17 protein-coding genes are annotated in these 13800 nt (G+C 66.8%); 5 read left to right on the top strand and 12 right to left on the bottom strand.

Annotation, left to right across the window (positions count from 1 at the left end; genetic code table 11):
- Window positions 1-2: 2 nt before the first annotated feature.
- From egtC to mrf, 6 genes are all read right to left on the bottom strand, one after another.
- Window positions 3-692, bottom strand: a complete 690-nt coding sequence (egtC, locus tag ACAG24_RS02805) for an ergothioneine biosynthesis protein EgtC (protein ID WP_370471164.1) — start codon at window positions 690-692, stop codon at window positions 3-5.
- A 2-nt stretch (window positions 693-694) separates the two neighbouring features.
- Entirely contained in the window at window positions 695-1984 is a 1290-nt protein-coding gene (gene egtB, locus ACAG24_RS02800) for an ergothioneine biosynthesis protein EgtB (RefSeq protein WP_370471163.1), read from the bottom strand.
- Window positions 1981-3255: an ergothioneine biosynthesis glutamate--cysteine ligase EgtA gene (gene egtA, locus ACAG24_RS02795; protein ID WP_370471162.1), complete on the bottom strand. Its 1275-nt coding sequence runs from the start codon at window positions 3253-3255 to the stop codon at window positions 1981-1983. The genes egtB and egtA overlap by 4 nt, the downstream gene beginning before the upstream one ends.
- A 123-nt stretch (window positions 3256-3378) precedes the next feature.
- On the bottom strand, window positions 3379-3996 hold the full coding sequence (locus ACAG24_RS02790; RefSeq protein ID WP_370471763.1) for a sensor domain-containing protein: 618 nt from the start codon (window positions 3994-3996) through the stop codon (window positions 3379-3381).
- 20 nt (window positions 3997-4016) lie between these two features.
- Entirely contained in the window at window positions 4017-4448 is a 432-nt protein-coding gene (locus ACAG24_RS02785) for an organic hydroperoxide resistance protein (protein WP_370471161.1), read from the bottom strand.
- Between the two features lie 8 nt (window positions 4449-4456).
- A complete protein-coding gene (gene mrf / locus ACAG24_RS02780) occupies window positions 4457-5569 on the bottom strand; it encodes a ribosome hibernation factor-recruiting GTPase MRF (RefSeq protein ID WP_370471160.1) in 1113 nt (370 codons plus the stop codon).
- A gap of 105 nt (window positions 5570-5674) precedes the next feature.
- On the opposite strand from mrf, the gene rpmB reads away from it, so the two are divergent.
- The 4 genes from rpmB to rpsR are packed head-to-tail and all read left to right on the top strand — an operon-like array spanning window position 5675 to window position 6652.
- The gene (rpmB, locus tag ACAG24_RS02775; RefSeq protein WP_370471159.1) at window positions 5675-5944 is read left to right on the top strand and encodes a 50S ribosomal protein L28; all 270 of its coding nucleotides are present in this window, start codon (window positions 5675-5677) and stop codon (window positions 5942-5944) included.
- Entirely contained in the window at window positions 5944-6108 is a 165-nt protein-coding gene (rpmG, locus tag ACAG24_RS02770) for a 50S ribosomal protein L33 (RefSeq protein ID WP_370471158.1), read from the top strand. The genes rpmB and rpmG overlap by 1 nt, the downstream gene beginning before the upstream one ends.
- Entirely contained in the window at window positions 6108-6413 is a 306-nt protein-coding gene (rpsN, locus tag ACAG24_RS02765; RefSeq protein ID WP_370471157.1) for a 30S ribosomal protein S14, read from the top strand. Before rpmG ends, rpsN begins: the two co-directional genes overlap by 1 nt.
- Before the next feature lie 8 nt (window positions 6414-6421).
- Window positions 6422-6652, top strand: coding sequence for a 30S ribosomal protein S18 (gene rpsR / locus ACAG24_RS02760; protein WP_370471762.1), 231 nt, complete (start codon window positions 6422-6424; stop codon window positions 6650-6652).
- 80 nt (window positions 6653-6732) lie between these two features.
- Here rpsR and ACAG24_RS02755 read toward each other — a convergent pair whose 3' ends face one another.
- The 3 genes from ACAG24_RS02755 to ACAG24_RS02745 all read right to left on the bottom strand — a co-directional run bounded on the left by ACAG24_RS02755 (window position 6733) and on the right by ACAG24_RS02745 (window position 9234).
- Window positions 6733-8178, bottom strand: a complete 1446-nt coding sequence (locus tag ACAG24_RS02755) for a catalase (protein ID WP_370471156.1) — start codon at window positions 8176-8178, stop codon at window positions 6733-6735.
- 86 nt (window positions 8179-8264) lie between these two features.
- Window positions 8265-8699, bottom strand: coding sequence for a hypothetical protein (locus ACAG24_RS02750; protein ID WP_370471155.1), 435 nt, complete (start codon window positions 8697-8699; stop codon window positions 8265-8267).
- Window positions 8700-8754: 55 nt separating this feature from the next.
- On the bottom strand, window positions 8755-9234 hold the full coding sequence (locus ACAG24_RS02745) for a MarR family winged helix-turn-helix transcriptional regulator (protein WP_370471154.1): 480 nt from the start codon (window positions 9232-9234) through the stop codon (window positions 8755-8757).
- A 94-nt stretch (window positions 9235-9328) separates the two neighbouring features.
- Between ACAG24_RS02745 and ACAG24_RS02740 the strand changes: the two genes are divergently transcribed.
- Window positions 9329-10294 carry an NmrA/HSCARG family protein gene (locus ACAG24_RS02740; protein ID WP_370471153.1) on the top strand — a complete coding sequence of 322 codons (966 nt, stop codon included), beginning with the start codon at window positions 9329-9331 and terminating at the stop codon, window positions 10292-10294.
- Window positions 10295-10322: 28 nt separating this feature from the next.
- Here the strand turns inward: ACAG24_RS02740 and ACAG24_RS02735 are convergent, their stop codons facing one another.
- Genes ACAG24_RS02735 through ACAG24_RS02725 form a run of 3 tightly spaced genes read right to left on the bottom strand, consistent with a single transcriptional unit; the run spans window position 10323 to window position 13736 of the window.
- Window positions 10323-11426, bottom strand: a complete 1104-nt coding sequence (locus ACAG24_RS02735; protein WP_370471152.1) for a DUF4185 domain-containing protein — start codon at window positions 11424-11426, stop codon at window positions 10323-10325.
- 4 nt (window positions 11427-11430) lie between these two features.
- Complete coding sequence (locus ACAG24_RS02730) at window positions 11431-12465, bottom strand: aspartate-semialdehyde dehydrogenase (RefSeq protein ID WP_370471151.1); 1035 nt, start codon at window positions 12463-12465, stop codon at window positions 11431-11433.
- 5 nt (window positions 12466-12470) lie between these two features.
- A complete protein-coding gene (locus tag ACAG24_RS02725) occupies window positions 12471-13736 on the bottom strand; it encodes an aspartate kinase (RefSeq protein WP_370471150.1) in 1266 nt (421 codons plus the stop codon).
- Window positions 13737-13800 lie beyond the last annotated feature (64 nt).

Raw genomic sequence — 13800 nt, 5'->3', positions numbered from 1 at the left:
CGTCACGATCCTCTCAGCGGTGTCAGGTGCACGCGCGCATCCACGACCTCGACGAGGTGCCTGTCCGGCACCTCCTGCCAGCCGGGGTCGTCGTCGTAGGGTTCGCTGGCCAGCACCACGCCGTCGTCGCGGCGAAGGACCGACAGCGTGTCGCCCCACGTGGTGGCCAGGAGCCGGGAACCGTTGCCGGCCAGGATGTTCAGCCGTGCGTTCGGGTCGTCGGCGGCGACGCCGGTGATCGTGTCCGCGAGGGCGTCCAGGTCGCGATCGAAGATCAGCGCCGCCAGCAGCGCGCTGTCGTTGGTCGATTCGGCGTGGTGCGCGGCGGGCAGCACCGCGCGGTCGACGATCCCGTTGTGCGACAACAGCCAGGTGCCGTCGCTGAACGGGGCCGATGCCGACGGTTCGATGGGCATGCCGACCGTCGCCGACCGCACCGCGGCGATCACGCATCCACTGGACAACGCCGGCGCCACCGACGCGAACGACGCGTCACCCCACAGTGGGGTGGCACTGCGCCACCGCCGGGCGACCCCGCTGTCGAAGAACCCGACGCCCCACCCGTCGGCGTTCATCAGGCCGTGCTTTTGGAACCGCGGGGCATACGACTGGACCAGTAGGCCCGACGGCGGATCGAGTACCAGCGATGCCACTGACACCGGTTCGCCGAGCCACGCCAGATGCCTACACATGCCTACGCATCCCACGCCAACCGCACGCCGGAGAAGATCTGCCGGCGGATCGGATGGTCCCAGTTGCGGAAGCTCGGCCGCAGAATGCCGGCGGCGACCGCCCAGGAGCCTCCGCGCAGCACCCGGTATTCGCCCGATGCGGTGCCCTCGAAGAACGGTTCGGAGTATTGCCTGTACACCATCGGGGTGAAGCCGGGCCACGGCCGCAGCGGCGAACTCGTCCACTCCCACACATCGCCGAGCATCTGCTCCGCACCGTACGCAGACGCCCCACCCGGGTAGGCCCCCACCGGCGCGGGGCGCAGCGCCTCTCCGCCCAAATTGGCCAGCGCCGCACTGGGTTCGGCTGCGCCCCAGGGGTATCGACGCCGGGTGCGGGACTGGGGATCCCACGCGCACGCCTTCTCCCACTCGATCTCGGAGGGCAGGCGCGCCCCTGCCCACGCCGCATACGCCTCGGCCTCGTAATAGGTGACGTGCTGCACCGGTTCGTCGGCGGGGATCTGCTCGGCGTGCCCGAACCGGGTCCGGGTGCCGTCGGCGTTCCAGTACAGCGGGGCGATCAGACCGGCCTGCTGTCGGTGCGCCCACCCGGCGGCCGACCACCATCGCGACTCCCGGTATCCACCGTCGGCGATGAACTGTTTCCACTCGGCGTTGGTCACCGGTACCCGCCCGATACGGAATGCGGGGACGTCGACGGTATGCGCGGGGCGTTCGTTGTCGAGCGAGAACGGCTCGGTCACCGCGTCCACACCCAGGGTGAACTCGCCCCCTGGAACGAGGACCGATGAGCCCGCGAGGCCCGGCCGTCCGTGCGGCAGCGCTGTGCCGTAGTCGAGGAGGGGCGCTCCGGTGCGCAGGCTCAGCGCCTGCAGCATCGTCTCGTCGTGTTGGTTTTCGTGACTGATCACGAGTGCGTAGGTGAACGCGTCGGGGTGCCCGTCGGGCAGTGCCTCGAGGGTGTCCAGTGCCCGGCCCCGAACCGTCGCGCAGTAGTTTCGCGCGTCGGTCGGCGGCAGCAGGGGCAGGTCCACCCGGGCGGCACGGGAATGGACGAAGGCGTCGTAGAGCTGGTCGACCTCCGGCGCGAGCAGGCCGGGCCGGTTCGGGTTGCCGCCCCTGAGCAGCCAGAGTTCCTCCTGCTGCCCGATGTGGGCGAGGTCCCACACCAGCGGGCTCATCAGCGGGTCGTACTGGCGGCGCAGCTCCGCGTCGTCGAAGTCGACGAGCCGTAGCGTGCGGTCCCTGGCTTTGGTCAGTTCCCCGGCGAGCGTCTCGCGCGTCGTCACAACTCTCCTTGTGCCAATTGGGTGACCGCATCGGCGACCCCGTACCTGACCGCCCGGTCGGAGAAATCGTCGGCCGGGCTGCGTCCCTGTTCCACCGAACGCGCCAGCAGCGACATCGATTCCTCGAGGTCGACGGGGGCGCGTTCGGCTGCGGCCTCGACGCAGCGATTCGCGGCCGTGAACAACCGCCGGTCCTGCAGCCCGAGTTGTGCCGCACGGTCCCACGCGGTGGCCACCGATTCGGTCGCCTCTGCGGCGATGTCGGCTGCCTCGGGGTCGTCGAGGAGGGTGGCGAGCGTGAACACGACCGCCGGCCAGAGGCCATCGGGCACGCTGTCGAGATACCGGACCTCGAGGAAGCCGCGAGGCCGCACGGGCGGAAAGAGCGTGGTGAGGTGGTATTCGAGGTCGGCAATGGTGGGCCGGCGGTCGCCGAGCAACACCCGTCCGTCGGCCCAGTCCGCGAACGGCACCCACTGCGTGACGGGTGTCGGATCAGGGCAGTGCACCAGCATTACCGGCGCCCTCAGCGCGTAGCGCGCCCAGTCGTTCGCGGGATCGTCCCCGTCGTCGCCGAGGATCGGCCCGGAACGCGCCGAGTCCAGCCGGCTCCAGATCAGCTGGCGCGTGGAGCGCCATCCTGTGAAGCCGCCGCCGAGGAGCGGCGAGTTGGCAGCGATCGCGACCATGGTCGGGCCAAGCGCGTGGGCGAGCCGCACCCGGTCCGACCACCCTGAACGAGGTCCCGCCTCGACGTTCACCTGGACCGAGGCCGTCGACGTCATCATCGCCGCGCCTGCATCACCTGTGCCGCTCTCACGGAAGAACCGCTCCATCGACGCGTACCGGGCGCCGGGGTTCACGCGGGCGGGTGGGCGCAGCGGGTCGGCGCCGAGCAGCACCAGCCCGAGACCGGCCTGGGCGAAGGCGGCCCGCAGCACGGCCCGGTCCGACGTCATCGCCGACACTGCGCTCGCCGTGTCGGCCATCGGCGGTCCGGACAGCTCGACGGCACCGCCGGGCTCCACCGTGACCAGGCTTCCGCCCGGCAGGGTTGGAAGGTCGGCGATCCTCGCGGTCAGTTCGTCCCAACCGGGTCGGCGCGACGGATCGGCCATGTCGTAGCAGTGCGCCTCGATCTCAAGACCCACCGGTCCTACCGGACCGTCCTTCAGGCACGCCTCGACGATGTGCTGTGCGGCTGCTTCTGCACTGGTCAGAGCATCGCTACAGTGTTCTACGGCACCGTCGGACGCCATGGTTCGGGCCATGAGCCACCCCCTCCGGGTGTGCATCGATCGCTGCGTCTTTACCCATCTTCCAGAGCGCACCGACAAAGTCCCGCGTTTTGCTCGGTGACTTGCCTGTGACATTTGGCCCCGGGCAGGTTCGGACTATTGCCCCAACGTGTTCTGCATGGCGCCGGCCAGCACGTTCACCGCCGGCCCGCCGTTGCCCGACTGACAAACTTTCGCCTGCAGCAGAACGTTTTCGCGCAGCCGCGTGGTGACGAAGCACCGCCGGTCGGTGCCGGCTTCCTGCTTGACCCAGTTCGCATCGGTCGCCGAGGTCGGTCCCGCCGTGTAGGTCCACACCTGGGTCGAGAAGTTGTCCAGGTGCATGGCCGTGGTCTGGCCGTTGCAGGCGACCGTCCGATCGACGACGCGGAAGAAGGCCCGGCTGGCGGCATCGGCATTGGCGAAGACCCCCACCGACTGCTTGACCAGATGTGTCATGTCGGTCGGCGACTCCTGGGCGACAGCACCGCTGAACGACGCCAGATCCGGGTCGTTGTAGACCTCGGGCAGTCCGATGTCCGCCCAGTTGTTGCACGCCGGATTGTCCACATAGAACGCCTGGAACGGATTCGTGAAGGTCGACTCGAATCCCATCCGCGCCCCGACGATGTTGCCCACCGACCCCTTGTTCAGCACGGCGTAGTTGACGACGCCGGGATCGGACGGACGCGCTGTCGCGGGCGCGGCGAGTGCGAGTGCCGCGCACGTCGACATTCCTGTCGCGACGAACCGGATCACAAGACCTTGGCCTTGAGCGTGACGTCGATGTTGCCTCGGGTCGCCTTCGAGTACGGGCACACGCCGTGGGCCTTCTCCATGAGGCCGTCGGCGACGTCCTGCTTGAGGCCCGGCAGATAGCCGATCAGCTGAGCGGTCAGGCCGAAGCCGCCGTCCGAATCTTTTCCGAATCCGATCTGGGCGGTGATGCCACTGGCATCGTCGAGGCTGACCTTCTCGTTCTTCGCGACGAGCCGCAACGCGCCGAGGAAACAGGCGGCGTAGCCGGCCGAGAACAGAAGCTCGGGGTTGACGCCCTCACCGCTGCCGCCCATCTCCTTCGGCGGACGGGTGTCGAGATCGATCTTGCCGTCGGTGGACTTCACGTGACCGTCGCGGCCACCTCCCGTCGCTGTGGACTCTGCGGTGTAGGCGACTTCGATGCTCATTCACCCGATCATGCCAGCCGGGCCTCGTCGGCATGCCAGTCGCCGAACGGGTCGTCATAGCGGCACCAGTCCTCGGGACGCCGCATCTCGACATCGGTGAGCAGCGCACCCTGCAGAGCCGCCAGGATGTCGGCCGGATCCGCACCGCACGTCAGCACCGTCATCGACGTGTGGCGGTCCCCGTGCCGGTAGTCCCAGATCAGATCGGCCATCGCGCGACGCTCAGGCCCGACGTAGGCGACCTCGCGAGAAGTCATGGCGGCCAACCACTTACCCGCGCGAGTCACCCGCAGACCCCCACCGGCCGACTCCAGCCACATCGCCTGATCCGGCTGACTGGCCACCCACAGCCGGCCCCTGCTGCGCACCACTCCGTCGAGCAAAGAGTCCACCGCGTCATGGAGCCGCGCAGGGTGAAAGGGCCGGTGAGCCTGGAACTCGAAGAGGCGCACGGGACCGGCGGGTTCCAGCGGCGGCTGGCCCGCCAGCAGCGATCCGTGGAGGTCGTCGCTGCGGCCTCGCCGGGCATCGGATTCGAGGTTGGCCAGGGCCAGCTCGAGACGTTCGGTCCCGACCGTGACTCGCGCCCGGGGCGCGAGCCTGCGCGCGACCGAGAGGGTGTCCGGATGCGGACGTGTGAGCACGAGGACGTCGGCGAACTCGACCTGCGCGACGGCCACCTGCGCCACCGTACGTCCGTCGTCGAGCTCGTCCTCCCCTAACGCTTCTCGCAACCATGACGATGTGTCGACGGCGGTGACGACCGCCGCAATGATCACGTCACGCGAGGCGGGTGAATGGCCGATCGCGAAGCAGACAGGCTCGGGCTCCATCCACGGGCTCAGCCGCACCACGATGCGGTCGACGTCCGGCCTGCGGTGCAGCCGCCGGAGATGATCCAGCAGATCGTTGCGCACCGTGCACGACATACAGCAGTTGGTGAGCTCCAAGACCGCGTCGGCGCTGACCTCGATCCCCTGCTGCAAGGTCGTCGTCCTGCGGTGCACGACGTGTCCGTCGAAGCGGTGCTCGACGAGTGCCGTCCGCGGAGCGCCGAGAAGCACACCGGCGATGTCATCGACATCGCCCCGACCGGTCACGACGACAACTGGGGTGCGCATCAAACCTCCTCTAATGGGAATGATTTTCAATAACTGCGCGTTGACGCTACAGTCTTGGAGTCCGCTTGTCGAAAATGATTTTCAATAAGACCAAAGGAGGGTTTCGTGTCCGCGCACTGCCAGGTCACGGGGCGCGCGCCCAGCTTCGGCAACACCGTGTCGCATTCGCACCGCCGCACCCGCCGCCGCTGGGACCCCAACATCCAGCGCAAGACCTACTACCTACCGTCCGAGGGGCGACGCATCACGCTGCGCGTCAGCACCAAGGGCATCAAGATCATCGACCGCGACGGCATCGAGTCCGTGGTGGCACGCCTCCGTCGGGAAGGGGCGATGAGCGCTCGCGCGAAGAGCGGAAAGGTACAGAAAATCTAATGGCTCGCAACGAAATTCGTCCACTGGTGAAACTGAAGTCCACCGCCGGTACCGGTTACACCTACATCACCCGAAAGAACCGTCGTAACGATCCGGACCGGATCGTGCTGCGCAAGTACGACCCCGTCGTGCGCAGGCATGTCGACTTCCGCGAGGACCGCTGATGGCCAAGACGTCGAAGATCGCGCAGAACGAACGCCGTCGCGAGATCGTGGCGCGCTACGCCGAGCGCAGGGCCGAGCTGAAGCGGATCATCAAGTCCCCGTCGACGTCGCCCGAGGCGCGGGTTGCCGCACAGTCGGAGCTGAATCGTCAACCGCGCGACGCCAGCCCGGTGCGCGTGCGCAACCGCGACTCGGTTGACGGCCGACCCCGCGGGCATCTGCGGAAGTTCGGGCTGTCGCGCGTACGAGTGCGCGAGCTCGCCCACGCGGGTCAGCTTCCCGGAGTCAGGAAGTCGAGCTGGTGAGGCGCAGGCTGTCCGAGAAGGCGGCGTCGCCCAAGAAGCGCCGAAACCTGTTGAAGCAGCTGGGAATCGACCGGGTCGACTACAAAGACATCCCGACGCTGCGGCAGTTCATCTCCGAACGCGGCAAGATCCGATCACGGACGGTGACGGGACTGACCGTGCAGCAGCAGCGCCAGGTCACCATCGCGATCAAGAACGCGCGTGACATGGCGCTGCTGCCCTACCCCGGACAAAGCTGAACCACACGTCGAGTGCACGGTTGATGACGAAAATTCGCTGATATCCCTCATCTTTCGTGCATTCGGCGCAGCCGAGGCCCTCAGCCGCCCGCGCGGACGCCCTCCTCGACCTTCTTCCCGAGGTCGGGGTCGACGTTCTTCCAGTACTCGAACACCCGCGAGAGCACCGGCTCCTTCACGCCGTCGAGCACGTGGCCGATGATGTTGTTCGCCAGGCGATCCCGTGCCGCGTCGTCGAGGACTTCGCGGACCAGCGTCCCCGCCTGACCCCAGTCGTCATCGTCCTGGCGTAGCGCGTATGCGGATCGGACCATGTCGCCGTCGGAGGCCCAGTGAACCTCGGAGGCACGTCGCGGATCGGCCTCCGGCCCGCCCATCGAGTTCGGCGCGTAGACCGGATCCGGTGCGTTGCGGATCCGCATCGCACCGTCTTTCGAGTACGCATTGACCTCGACGTGGGGCTCGTTGACGGGGATCTGCTTGTAGTTCACGCCGAGTCGGTGCCGGTGCGCGTCGGCGTAGGAGAAGCCGCGGGCCAGCAGCATCTTGTCGGGGCTGAGACCCGTGCCCGGCACGATGTTGTTCGGCTCGAACGCGGCCTGCTCCATCTGGGCGTGGTAGTCGACGACATTGCGATTGAGCGTCATCTTGCCGACCTCGTGCAGCGGGTAGTCGGAGTGCGGCCAGACCTTGGTCAGGTCGAACGGGTTGTAGCGGTAGGTCTTCGCGTCCTCGAACGGCATGATCTGCACGTGCAGCGTCCAGCTCGGGAAGTTGCCGTCCTCGATCGCGGTGAAAAGGTCGCGCTGGTGGTAGTCACCGTCCTCCCCGGCCATCTTGTCGCCGTCCTCCTGGGTGAGGAAGTCGATGCCCTGGTCGGTCTTGAAGTGGTACTTCACCCAGAACAGTTCGTCCTTGTCGTTGAGCCAGCTGTAGGTGTGGCTGGAGTAGCCGTTCATGTGCCGCCAGGTCTTCGGGATTCCGCGATCTCCCATCAGCCAGGTGACCTGATGCGCCGACTCCGGTGACAGCGTCCAGAAATCCCACTGCATGTGGTGGTCGCGAAGGTTGTTGGCCGCCATCCGTTTCTGGCTCCGGATGAAGTTCTGGAACTTCATCGGATCGCGGATGAAGAACACCGGCGTGTTGTTGCCGACCATGTCGAAGTTGCCTTCGGACGTGTAGAACTTCAGCGCGAACCCGCGGGGGTCGCGCCAGGTGTCTGGGCTGCCGCGCTCGCCTGCCACCGTCGAGAAGCGGGCCACCATCTCGGTCTTGGCACCCGGCTGAAGGAAGGCTGCCTTCGTGTACGCGCTGACGTCGTGGGTCACCTCGAACTGCCCGAAGGCGCCACCACCCTTTGCGTGGGGCTGACGTTCCGGGATGCGCTCGCGGTTGAAGTTGGCCATCTGCTCGATCAGGTAGTGGTCCTGGAGCAGGATCGGGCCGTCGGACCCGACGGTCAGCGAGTGCTCGACACTGGGTATCGGCGCACCCGCATCGGTCGTGGCGTACTTCTCAGACATGTTTCTCCTCGAGGATGGGCGGCTTCCGGGCTGGGCCGTCGATCACGAAAGCCCGAGTACCCGGATCATCCCGAATGCGAAACGGTTCAGGGGCGAGGTTGGGCCGTCGGCGACTGGGCGGGCGGGCGCGGAGTGTCGATCATCGGTCCGCCGGGACCGAACGGGCTCGCAAAGCCGGGGCCGCGCTCGAAGCCTTCTGGGGGACCCATCGGGAACATCGCGGGCCCCGGGCGCATCACCATCTCGTGACCACGCATGTCGTGCCGGGGGCTGTCACCCGCGTGCTTGCCGACAACGAATCCGGTACCGAAGATGACGGCCACAGTGAAGACCGAGCCGGCGACGATGCCGACCCAGGCGGCGACCTTGTTCAGCCGGCTCGGTGGTTGCGGGACGTAGATCGGGTGGGGCGCCACCGGCGGCGGAGGGGGTGCCGCCGCCGGTGGCGTGGTCAGCACAGGCCCCGTCGGTGGTTCGACCTGTTCGTTGTGCTCGGGCTGCTCGGGCCTCACGTCGCTCATGCGGCGATCCTCCGCGCCGATTCCCAGCGCTGATTAGGTGCCGGCTGTGAATGCGCTATGAGCTCAGCGGGCAATCGGCGCGGCGGTGCGCTTCGATCGCTGCACTGATGTCCTCAGACATTGCGCGCATCGCACGCAGTCGCTGCGGGCCGAGCACGTCGATGAAGAGCTCCCGCACTCGACGTGCATTGGCCGGGGCCGCCGAAGCGATGGCGGCTCGCCCCTCGTCGGTGATCACCACGTCGGGATACCGTCCGTCCGCCAGCTCACGACGAACGAGCCCGCGTTTCTCCATCCGAGTCACGTGATGAGACAACCGACTTTTCTCCCATTGCGTCACCTCACCCAGCTCGACAGCACGCAATCGGCCATCTCCGGCTTCGGAGAGGTTGACCAGGATCTCGTAATCCGAGGCTGACAAACCGAATTCGCGCTGCAAATGGCTGACCAGATGCCGCTCGAGCATGTGGCGCATGTCGACGAAGGCGCGCCACGCGTGCAATTCGTCGTCCGAAAGTCCCTCGTCGTCCGGCACGGATCCACCCTACCAGCGCGGTTGACATATCAACCCAAAGGCGTACATTTAGTACAGGTTGATATATCAACCTATTGCATAGAACGGAGGAACCATGAAGACGAGGACACTTGCCGTCGTCGGCGCCACGGGATCGCAGGGCGGTGGACTGGTCGAGGCAGTCCGATCCAACGCCGACAGCCCGTTCCAGGTGCGAGCACTCACGCGTAATCGGCAATCCCCGCAAGCCCAGGCCCTCGCAGCAGGCGGCACCGACGTGGTCGAGGCCGATCTGGACGATCTGGACAGCATGCGCAGAGCATTCGACGGCGCCGACGCGGCCTTTGTCGTCACGGACTACTGGGCGAGGCGCACACCGGAGGACGAGGCGTCGCGGACGCGCGCGGAAATGGAACTCGCACAGGCCGAAAACGCCGCCTTGGCCGCGAAGTCGGCCGGGGTCGGCCACGTCATCTGGTCCACCCTCGAAGACACCCGGGATCATTTCGGCGACGACGAGCGCGTTCCCACCGTCGAGGGACGCTATAAAGTCCCGCATTTCGATGCGAAGGCAGAAGCGGACAGCCGTTTCGTCGAAAACGACGTTCCGACAACGTTCCTGCGCACCACCATGTTCTTCGAAGGGTTCGCCGGCGCGATGGGACCGATGCGCGACGAACGAGGCAACCTTGTGTTGGCGCTACCGATAGCCGACGAACTCTTGTCGACGATCGCCGTTGCCGACATCGGAAAGACTGCGGTGGCCATCTTCGTAAGAGGGCACGAATTCATCGGGCAGACCGTGAGCATCGCAGGTGACCACTTGACGGGTGAGCAGTACGCGTCCGCCCTCAGCGAGGCCAAGGGTGAAGCGGTTGCCTACCGTCCGATGTCGTGGGACGACTTCCGGGCCCAAGACTTTCCCGGCGCCGTGGAGATGGGCAACATGTTCCAGTACTACGCCGAGAACTCCGCCAGTTTCGTCGGCGCTCGTGACCTGACGTCGGTACGGAAGCTCAACCCGCAGCTGCAGTCGTTTCGCCAGTGGTTGACCCTGCACGCCGCAGACATTCGCGCCTGAGCCTTCATACACCGCACCGGCTTGGCGCTCACCACGGCTTGATCGGGTTCACCGCGTACTGGATGACCCGGTACGGCGTCCCCCCGCGCGGCATGGTGTTCCACTGGCTGACGAAGACCCGCACCGCATCCGGTGTGGACCCCGGTGAGATGTAGCCGCCGTACGGCTGGGCGAGCCGATTGTCGTGCGGCGGTGGTAGATCCTCGGCCGGCTCGGGCCATGGGGCTGCGACGACGACGGTGGTCATGGGCGCCGTCCCGAGCTGCGTCGGGTCCTTGGCGACCCGGATCTCCATGTTTCCGGTGGTCGCGTTGAAGTACGACAGCATCGTCATGCCGTCGATCTGCCGCACGCTCATCTCGCCGACCTTGTCGGCCCACAGCGGCGCGGGCTCGCCGCCCCACCCGGTGCCTGTCCAGGCTTGCCACGCGGCCCGGTCGGTGAAGGTCTGTGGCGTCGCTCGGTAGAGCACCACCGGTCCGGTGCGGTCGAAGTTGTTGGCCACGATGTACACCCAGCCGCGCTCCGAGTCGGCGGTCGGGATCGGGTCGTAGTAGCCGCTGATCTGCGTCTGCCCGCCGCCCGCATAGCCGGCTTCCCGCTCGGATCCCGGTACGGTCTCCCAATTGGCCTTGCCTGCTTCGGCTTTCACCAATCGGGAGGTCTGTGGCCGCAGATCCCTGGTGGTCGTCACCATCATCCAGTTCTCGCGGTTGATCTCGATGATGCCCGCGGGTAGCTGCGATTCGCCCGGCAGCGTCGGGTCGGCCAGCAGCGGCGTGTCGACGCCGGTCACCCCGTCGTAGCGGATGCCGCCGGCATCGTCGAGCGAGTCGCCCACCACATGCAGTGCGATCGGCGAGTACCACCCGCCGAATCCGACAGCCTGCCCGGCGAAGCTGTCGCCGCACACCTGCAGGGTGCCGCTCGGGAACTCCATGAACTCGCACAGGTCGGTGGCCCCGATGCCGTAATCAGCCGTCGGAGTGCCGGTCCCGGCGGCAGCCGCAAGACGGAACACTTGGCCTGGCATCAGTGGAGGCAGGACCACCGGTGTGGCCGACGCTGCCGGAATTGCATTCGCGCAGAGAACAGCCGACAACAAGCCTGCGGGAATGCAGTTCCAGCGCAAGGCCTTAGAGCGCAGCGGCCAGCAGTTCGGCGATCTGAATGGTGTTGAGCGCCGCACCCTTACGCAGGTTGTCACCCGAGACGAACAGTGCGAGACCACGACCGTCCGGCACACCGGGATCCTGGCGGATACGACCCACGAGCGAATCGTCCGCCCCCGCGGCAGCCAGCGGCGTGGGGACATCGGTCAGCTGCACCCCCGGCGCAGCGGCGAGGATCTCCGTCGCGCGCGCCACCGAAAGCGGCTGGGAGAACTCGGCGTTGATCGACAGCGAGTGCCCGGTGAACACCGGAACGCGCACACAGGTGCCGGACACCAGCAGCTCGGGGATACCGAGGATCTTGCGGCTCTCGTTGCGCAGCTTCTGGTCCTCGTCGGTTTCCCCGGAGCCGTCGTCGACCAGGGACCCGGCCAACGGCACGATGTTGAACGCGATCGGCGCGACGTACTTGTTCGGGGCGGGGTAGTCCAGCGCGGATCCGTCGTGCACGAGCTGTTCCACTCCGTCGATGACGGCGCGCGCCTGCGTGGCGAGCTCCTCGACCCCGGCCAGCCCACTACCTGAAACAGCTTGGTAGCTCGACACGATCAGCCGCGTCAGTCCGGCCTCGTCGTGCAGCGGCTTGAGCACCGGCATCGCGGCCATCGTGGTGCAGTTCGGGTTCGCAATGATCCCTTTGGGACGATTTCCGGCGTCGCGTTCGAAGTTGACCTCAGAGACGACAAGCGGCACGTCGGGGTCTTTGCGCCAGGCGGACGAGTTGTCGACGACCACCGCTCCCGCGGCGGCGAAGCGCGGCGCCTGCACCCGCGACATTGTCGCGCCCGCGGAGAACAGCGCGATGTCGAGGCCGGTCGGATCGGCGGTCTCGGAGTCCTCGACCTCGATCTCCTGCCCGCGGTACTCGAGCTTCTTGCCCGCCGAGCGGGCCGACGCGAAGAAGCGCACATCGTCGGCAGGGAAATTCCTCTCCGCCAACAGTTTTCGCATGACCTGACCGACCTGGCCGGTCGCCCCCACCACACCGATGTTCACCATGACGATCAGCGCCCCGTTCCGGCGTAGACGACAGCTTCCTCGTCGCCGCCGAGCCCGAAGGCCTCGTGCAGCGCCGCCACGGCGCGGTCGAGCTCAGTGTCCTTAATGAGTACCGAGATCCGGATCTCCGACGTCGAGATCAGATCGATGTTGATGCCCGCGTTGGCCAGCGCCTCGCAGAAGGTCGCAGTCACACCGGGGTGCGAGCGCATGCCCGCGCCGATCAGCGAGACCTTGCCGATGTGATCGTCGTAGAGCACACGGGTGAAACCGATCTCGTCCTGCAGCGAGGTGAGCTTCTCGACCGCACCGGGGCCGCTTTCGCGCGAGCAGGTGAACGTGATGTCGGTCTTGCCGTCCTCGACCTTCGAGATGTTCTGCAGCACCATGTCGATGTTGACATCGGCGTCGGCGCACGCGCGGAACACCTGCGCGGCGTAACCGGGGACGTCGGGCAGGCCGACGACCGTCACCTTCGCCTCGCCGCGGTCATGGGCAACTCCGGTGAGGATGGCGTCTTCCATAGGGATGTCCTCGATCGATCCTTTGACGATGGTGCCGGGCTTGTCGGAGTACGACGACCGGACGTGGATGGGCAGGTCGAAACGCCGCGCGTACTCGACGCACCGCAGCATGAGCACCTTGGCTCCCGCGGCGGCCATCTCCAGCATCTCCTCGAAGGAGACGGTGTCGAGCTTCTGCGCGTTCGGCACGATGCGCGGGTCGGCGGTGAAGATGCCGTCGACGTCGGTGTAGATCTCGCACACGTCGGCGTCGAGTGCGGCGGCCACCGCGACGGCCGTGGTATCTGAGCCCCCGCGGCCGAGCGTGGTGACGTCCTTGGTGTCCTGGCTGACACCCTGGAATCCCGCGACGAGGACGATCTGCCCCTCGTCGAGCGCCGAGCGCAACCGGGTCGGGGTGACGTCGATGATCTTGGCGTTGCCGTGGGTGCCGGTGGTGACGACGCCTGCCTGCGAGCCCGTGAACGACCTCGCCTGCGCGCCGAGGGACTCGATCGCCATCGCGACCAGCGCATTCGAGATGCGCTCACCGGCGGTCAGCAGCATGTCGAGTTCCCGGACCGGCGGGGCCGGGGACACCTGCTTGGCCAGGTCGAGCAGCTCGTCGGTGGTGTCGCCCATCGCCGAGACGACCACGACGACGTCGTTGCCCGCCTTCTTCGTCTCGACGATGCGCTCGGCCACACGACGGATCCGCTCGGCATCGGACACCGAGGATCCGCCGTACTTCTGTACGACGAGCGCCACTTGCTGGACCTTTCGAATCGGGGGAATCCCGATCAAGGATAAGGGCTGCGCGCACGTGATTTTT

Source organism: Mycobacterium bulgaricum (assembly GCF_041287165.2).
GTDB classification, from domain to species: Bacteria; Actinomycetota; Actinomycetes; order Mycobacteriales; family Mycobacteriaceae; genus Mycobacterium; species Mycobacterium bulgaricum.
This window is presented reverse-complemented; position numbering and strand designations above follow the sequence as displayed.

Bases quoted from the DNA above. Each gene is read 5' to 3' on its own strand.
- egtC (WP_370471164.1), bottom strand. From the start codon at position 692: ATGTGTAGGCATCTGGCGTGGCTCGGCGAACCGGTGTCAGTGGCATCG.
- egtA (WP_370471162.1), bottom strand. From the start codon at position 3,255: ATGGCCCGAACCATGGCGTCCGACGGTGCCGTAGAACACTGTAGCGAT.
- ACAG24_RS02790 (WP_370471763.1), bottom strand. From the start codon at position 3,996: ATGTCGACGTGCGCGGCACTCGCACTCGCCGCGCCCGCGACAGCGCGT.
- ACAG24_RS02785 (WP_370471161.1), bottom strand. From the start codon at position 4,448: ATGAGCATCGAAGTCGCCTACACCGCAGAGTCCACAGCGACGGGAGGT.
- mrf (WP_370471160.1), bottom strand. From the start codon at position 5,569: ATGCGCACCCCAGTTGTCGTCGTGACCGGTCGGGGCGATGTCGATGAC.
- rpmG (WP_370471158.1), top strand. From the start codon at position 5,944: ATGGCTCGCAACGAAATTCGTCCACTGGTGAAACTGAAGTCCACCGCC.
- rpsN (WP_370471157.1), top strand. From the start codon at position 6,108: ATGGCCAAGACGTCGAAGATCGCGCAGAACGAACGCCGTCGCGAGATC.
- ACAG24_RS02755 (WP_370471156.1), bottom strand. From the start codon at position 8,178: ATGTCTGAGAAGTACGCCACGACCGATGCGGGTGCGCCGATACCCAGT.
- ACAG24_RS02750 (WP_370471155.1), bottom strand. From the start codon at position 8,699: ATGAGCGACGTGAGGCCCGAGCAGCCCGAGCACAACGAACAGGTCGAA.
- ACAG24_RS02740 (WP_370471153.1), top strand. From the start codon at position 9,329: ATGAAGACGAGGACACTTGCCGTCGTCGGCGCCACGGGATCGCAGGGC.
- ACAG24_RS02730 (WP_370471151.1), bottom strand. From the start codon at position 12,465: ATGGTGAACATCGGTGTGGTGGGGGCGACCGGCCAGGTCGGTCAGGTC.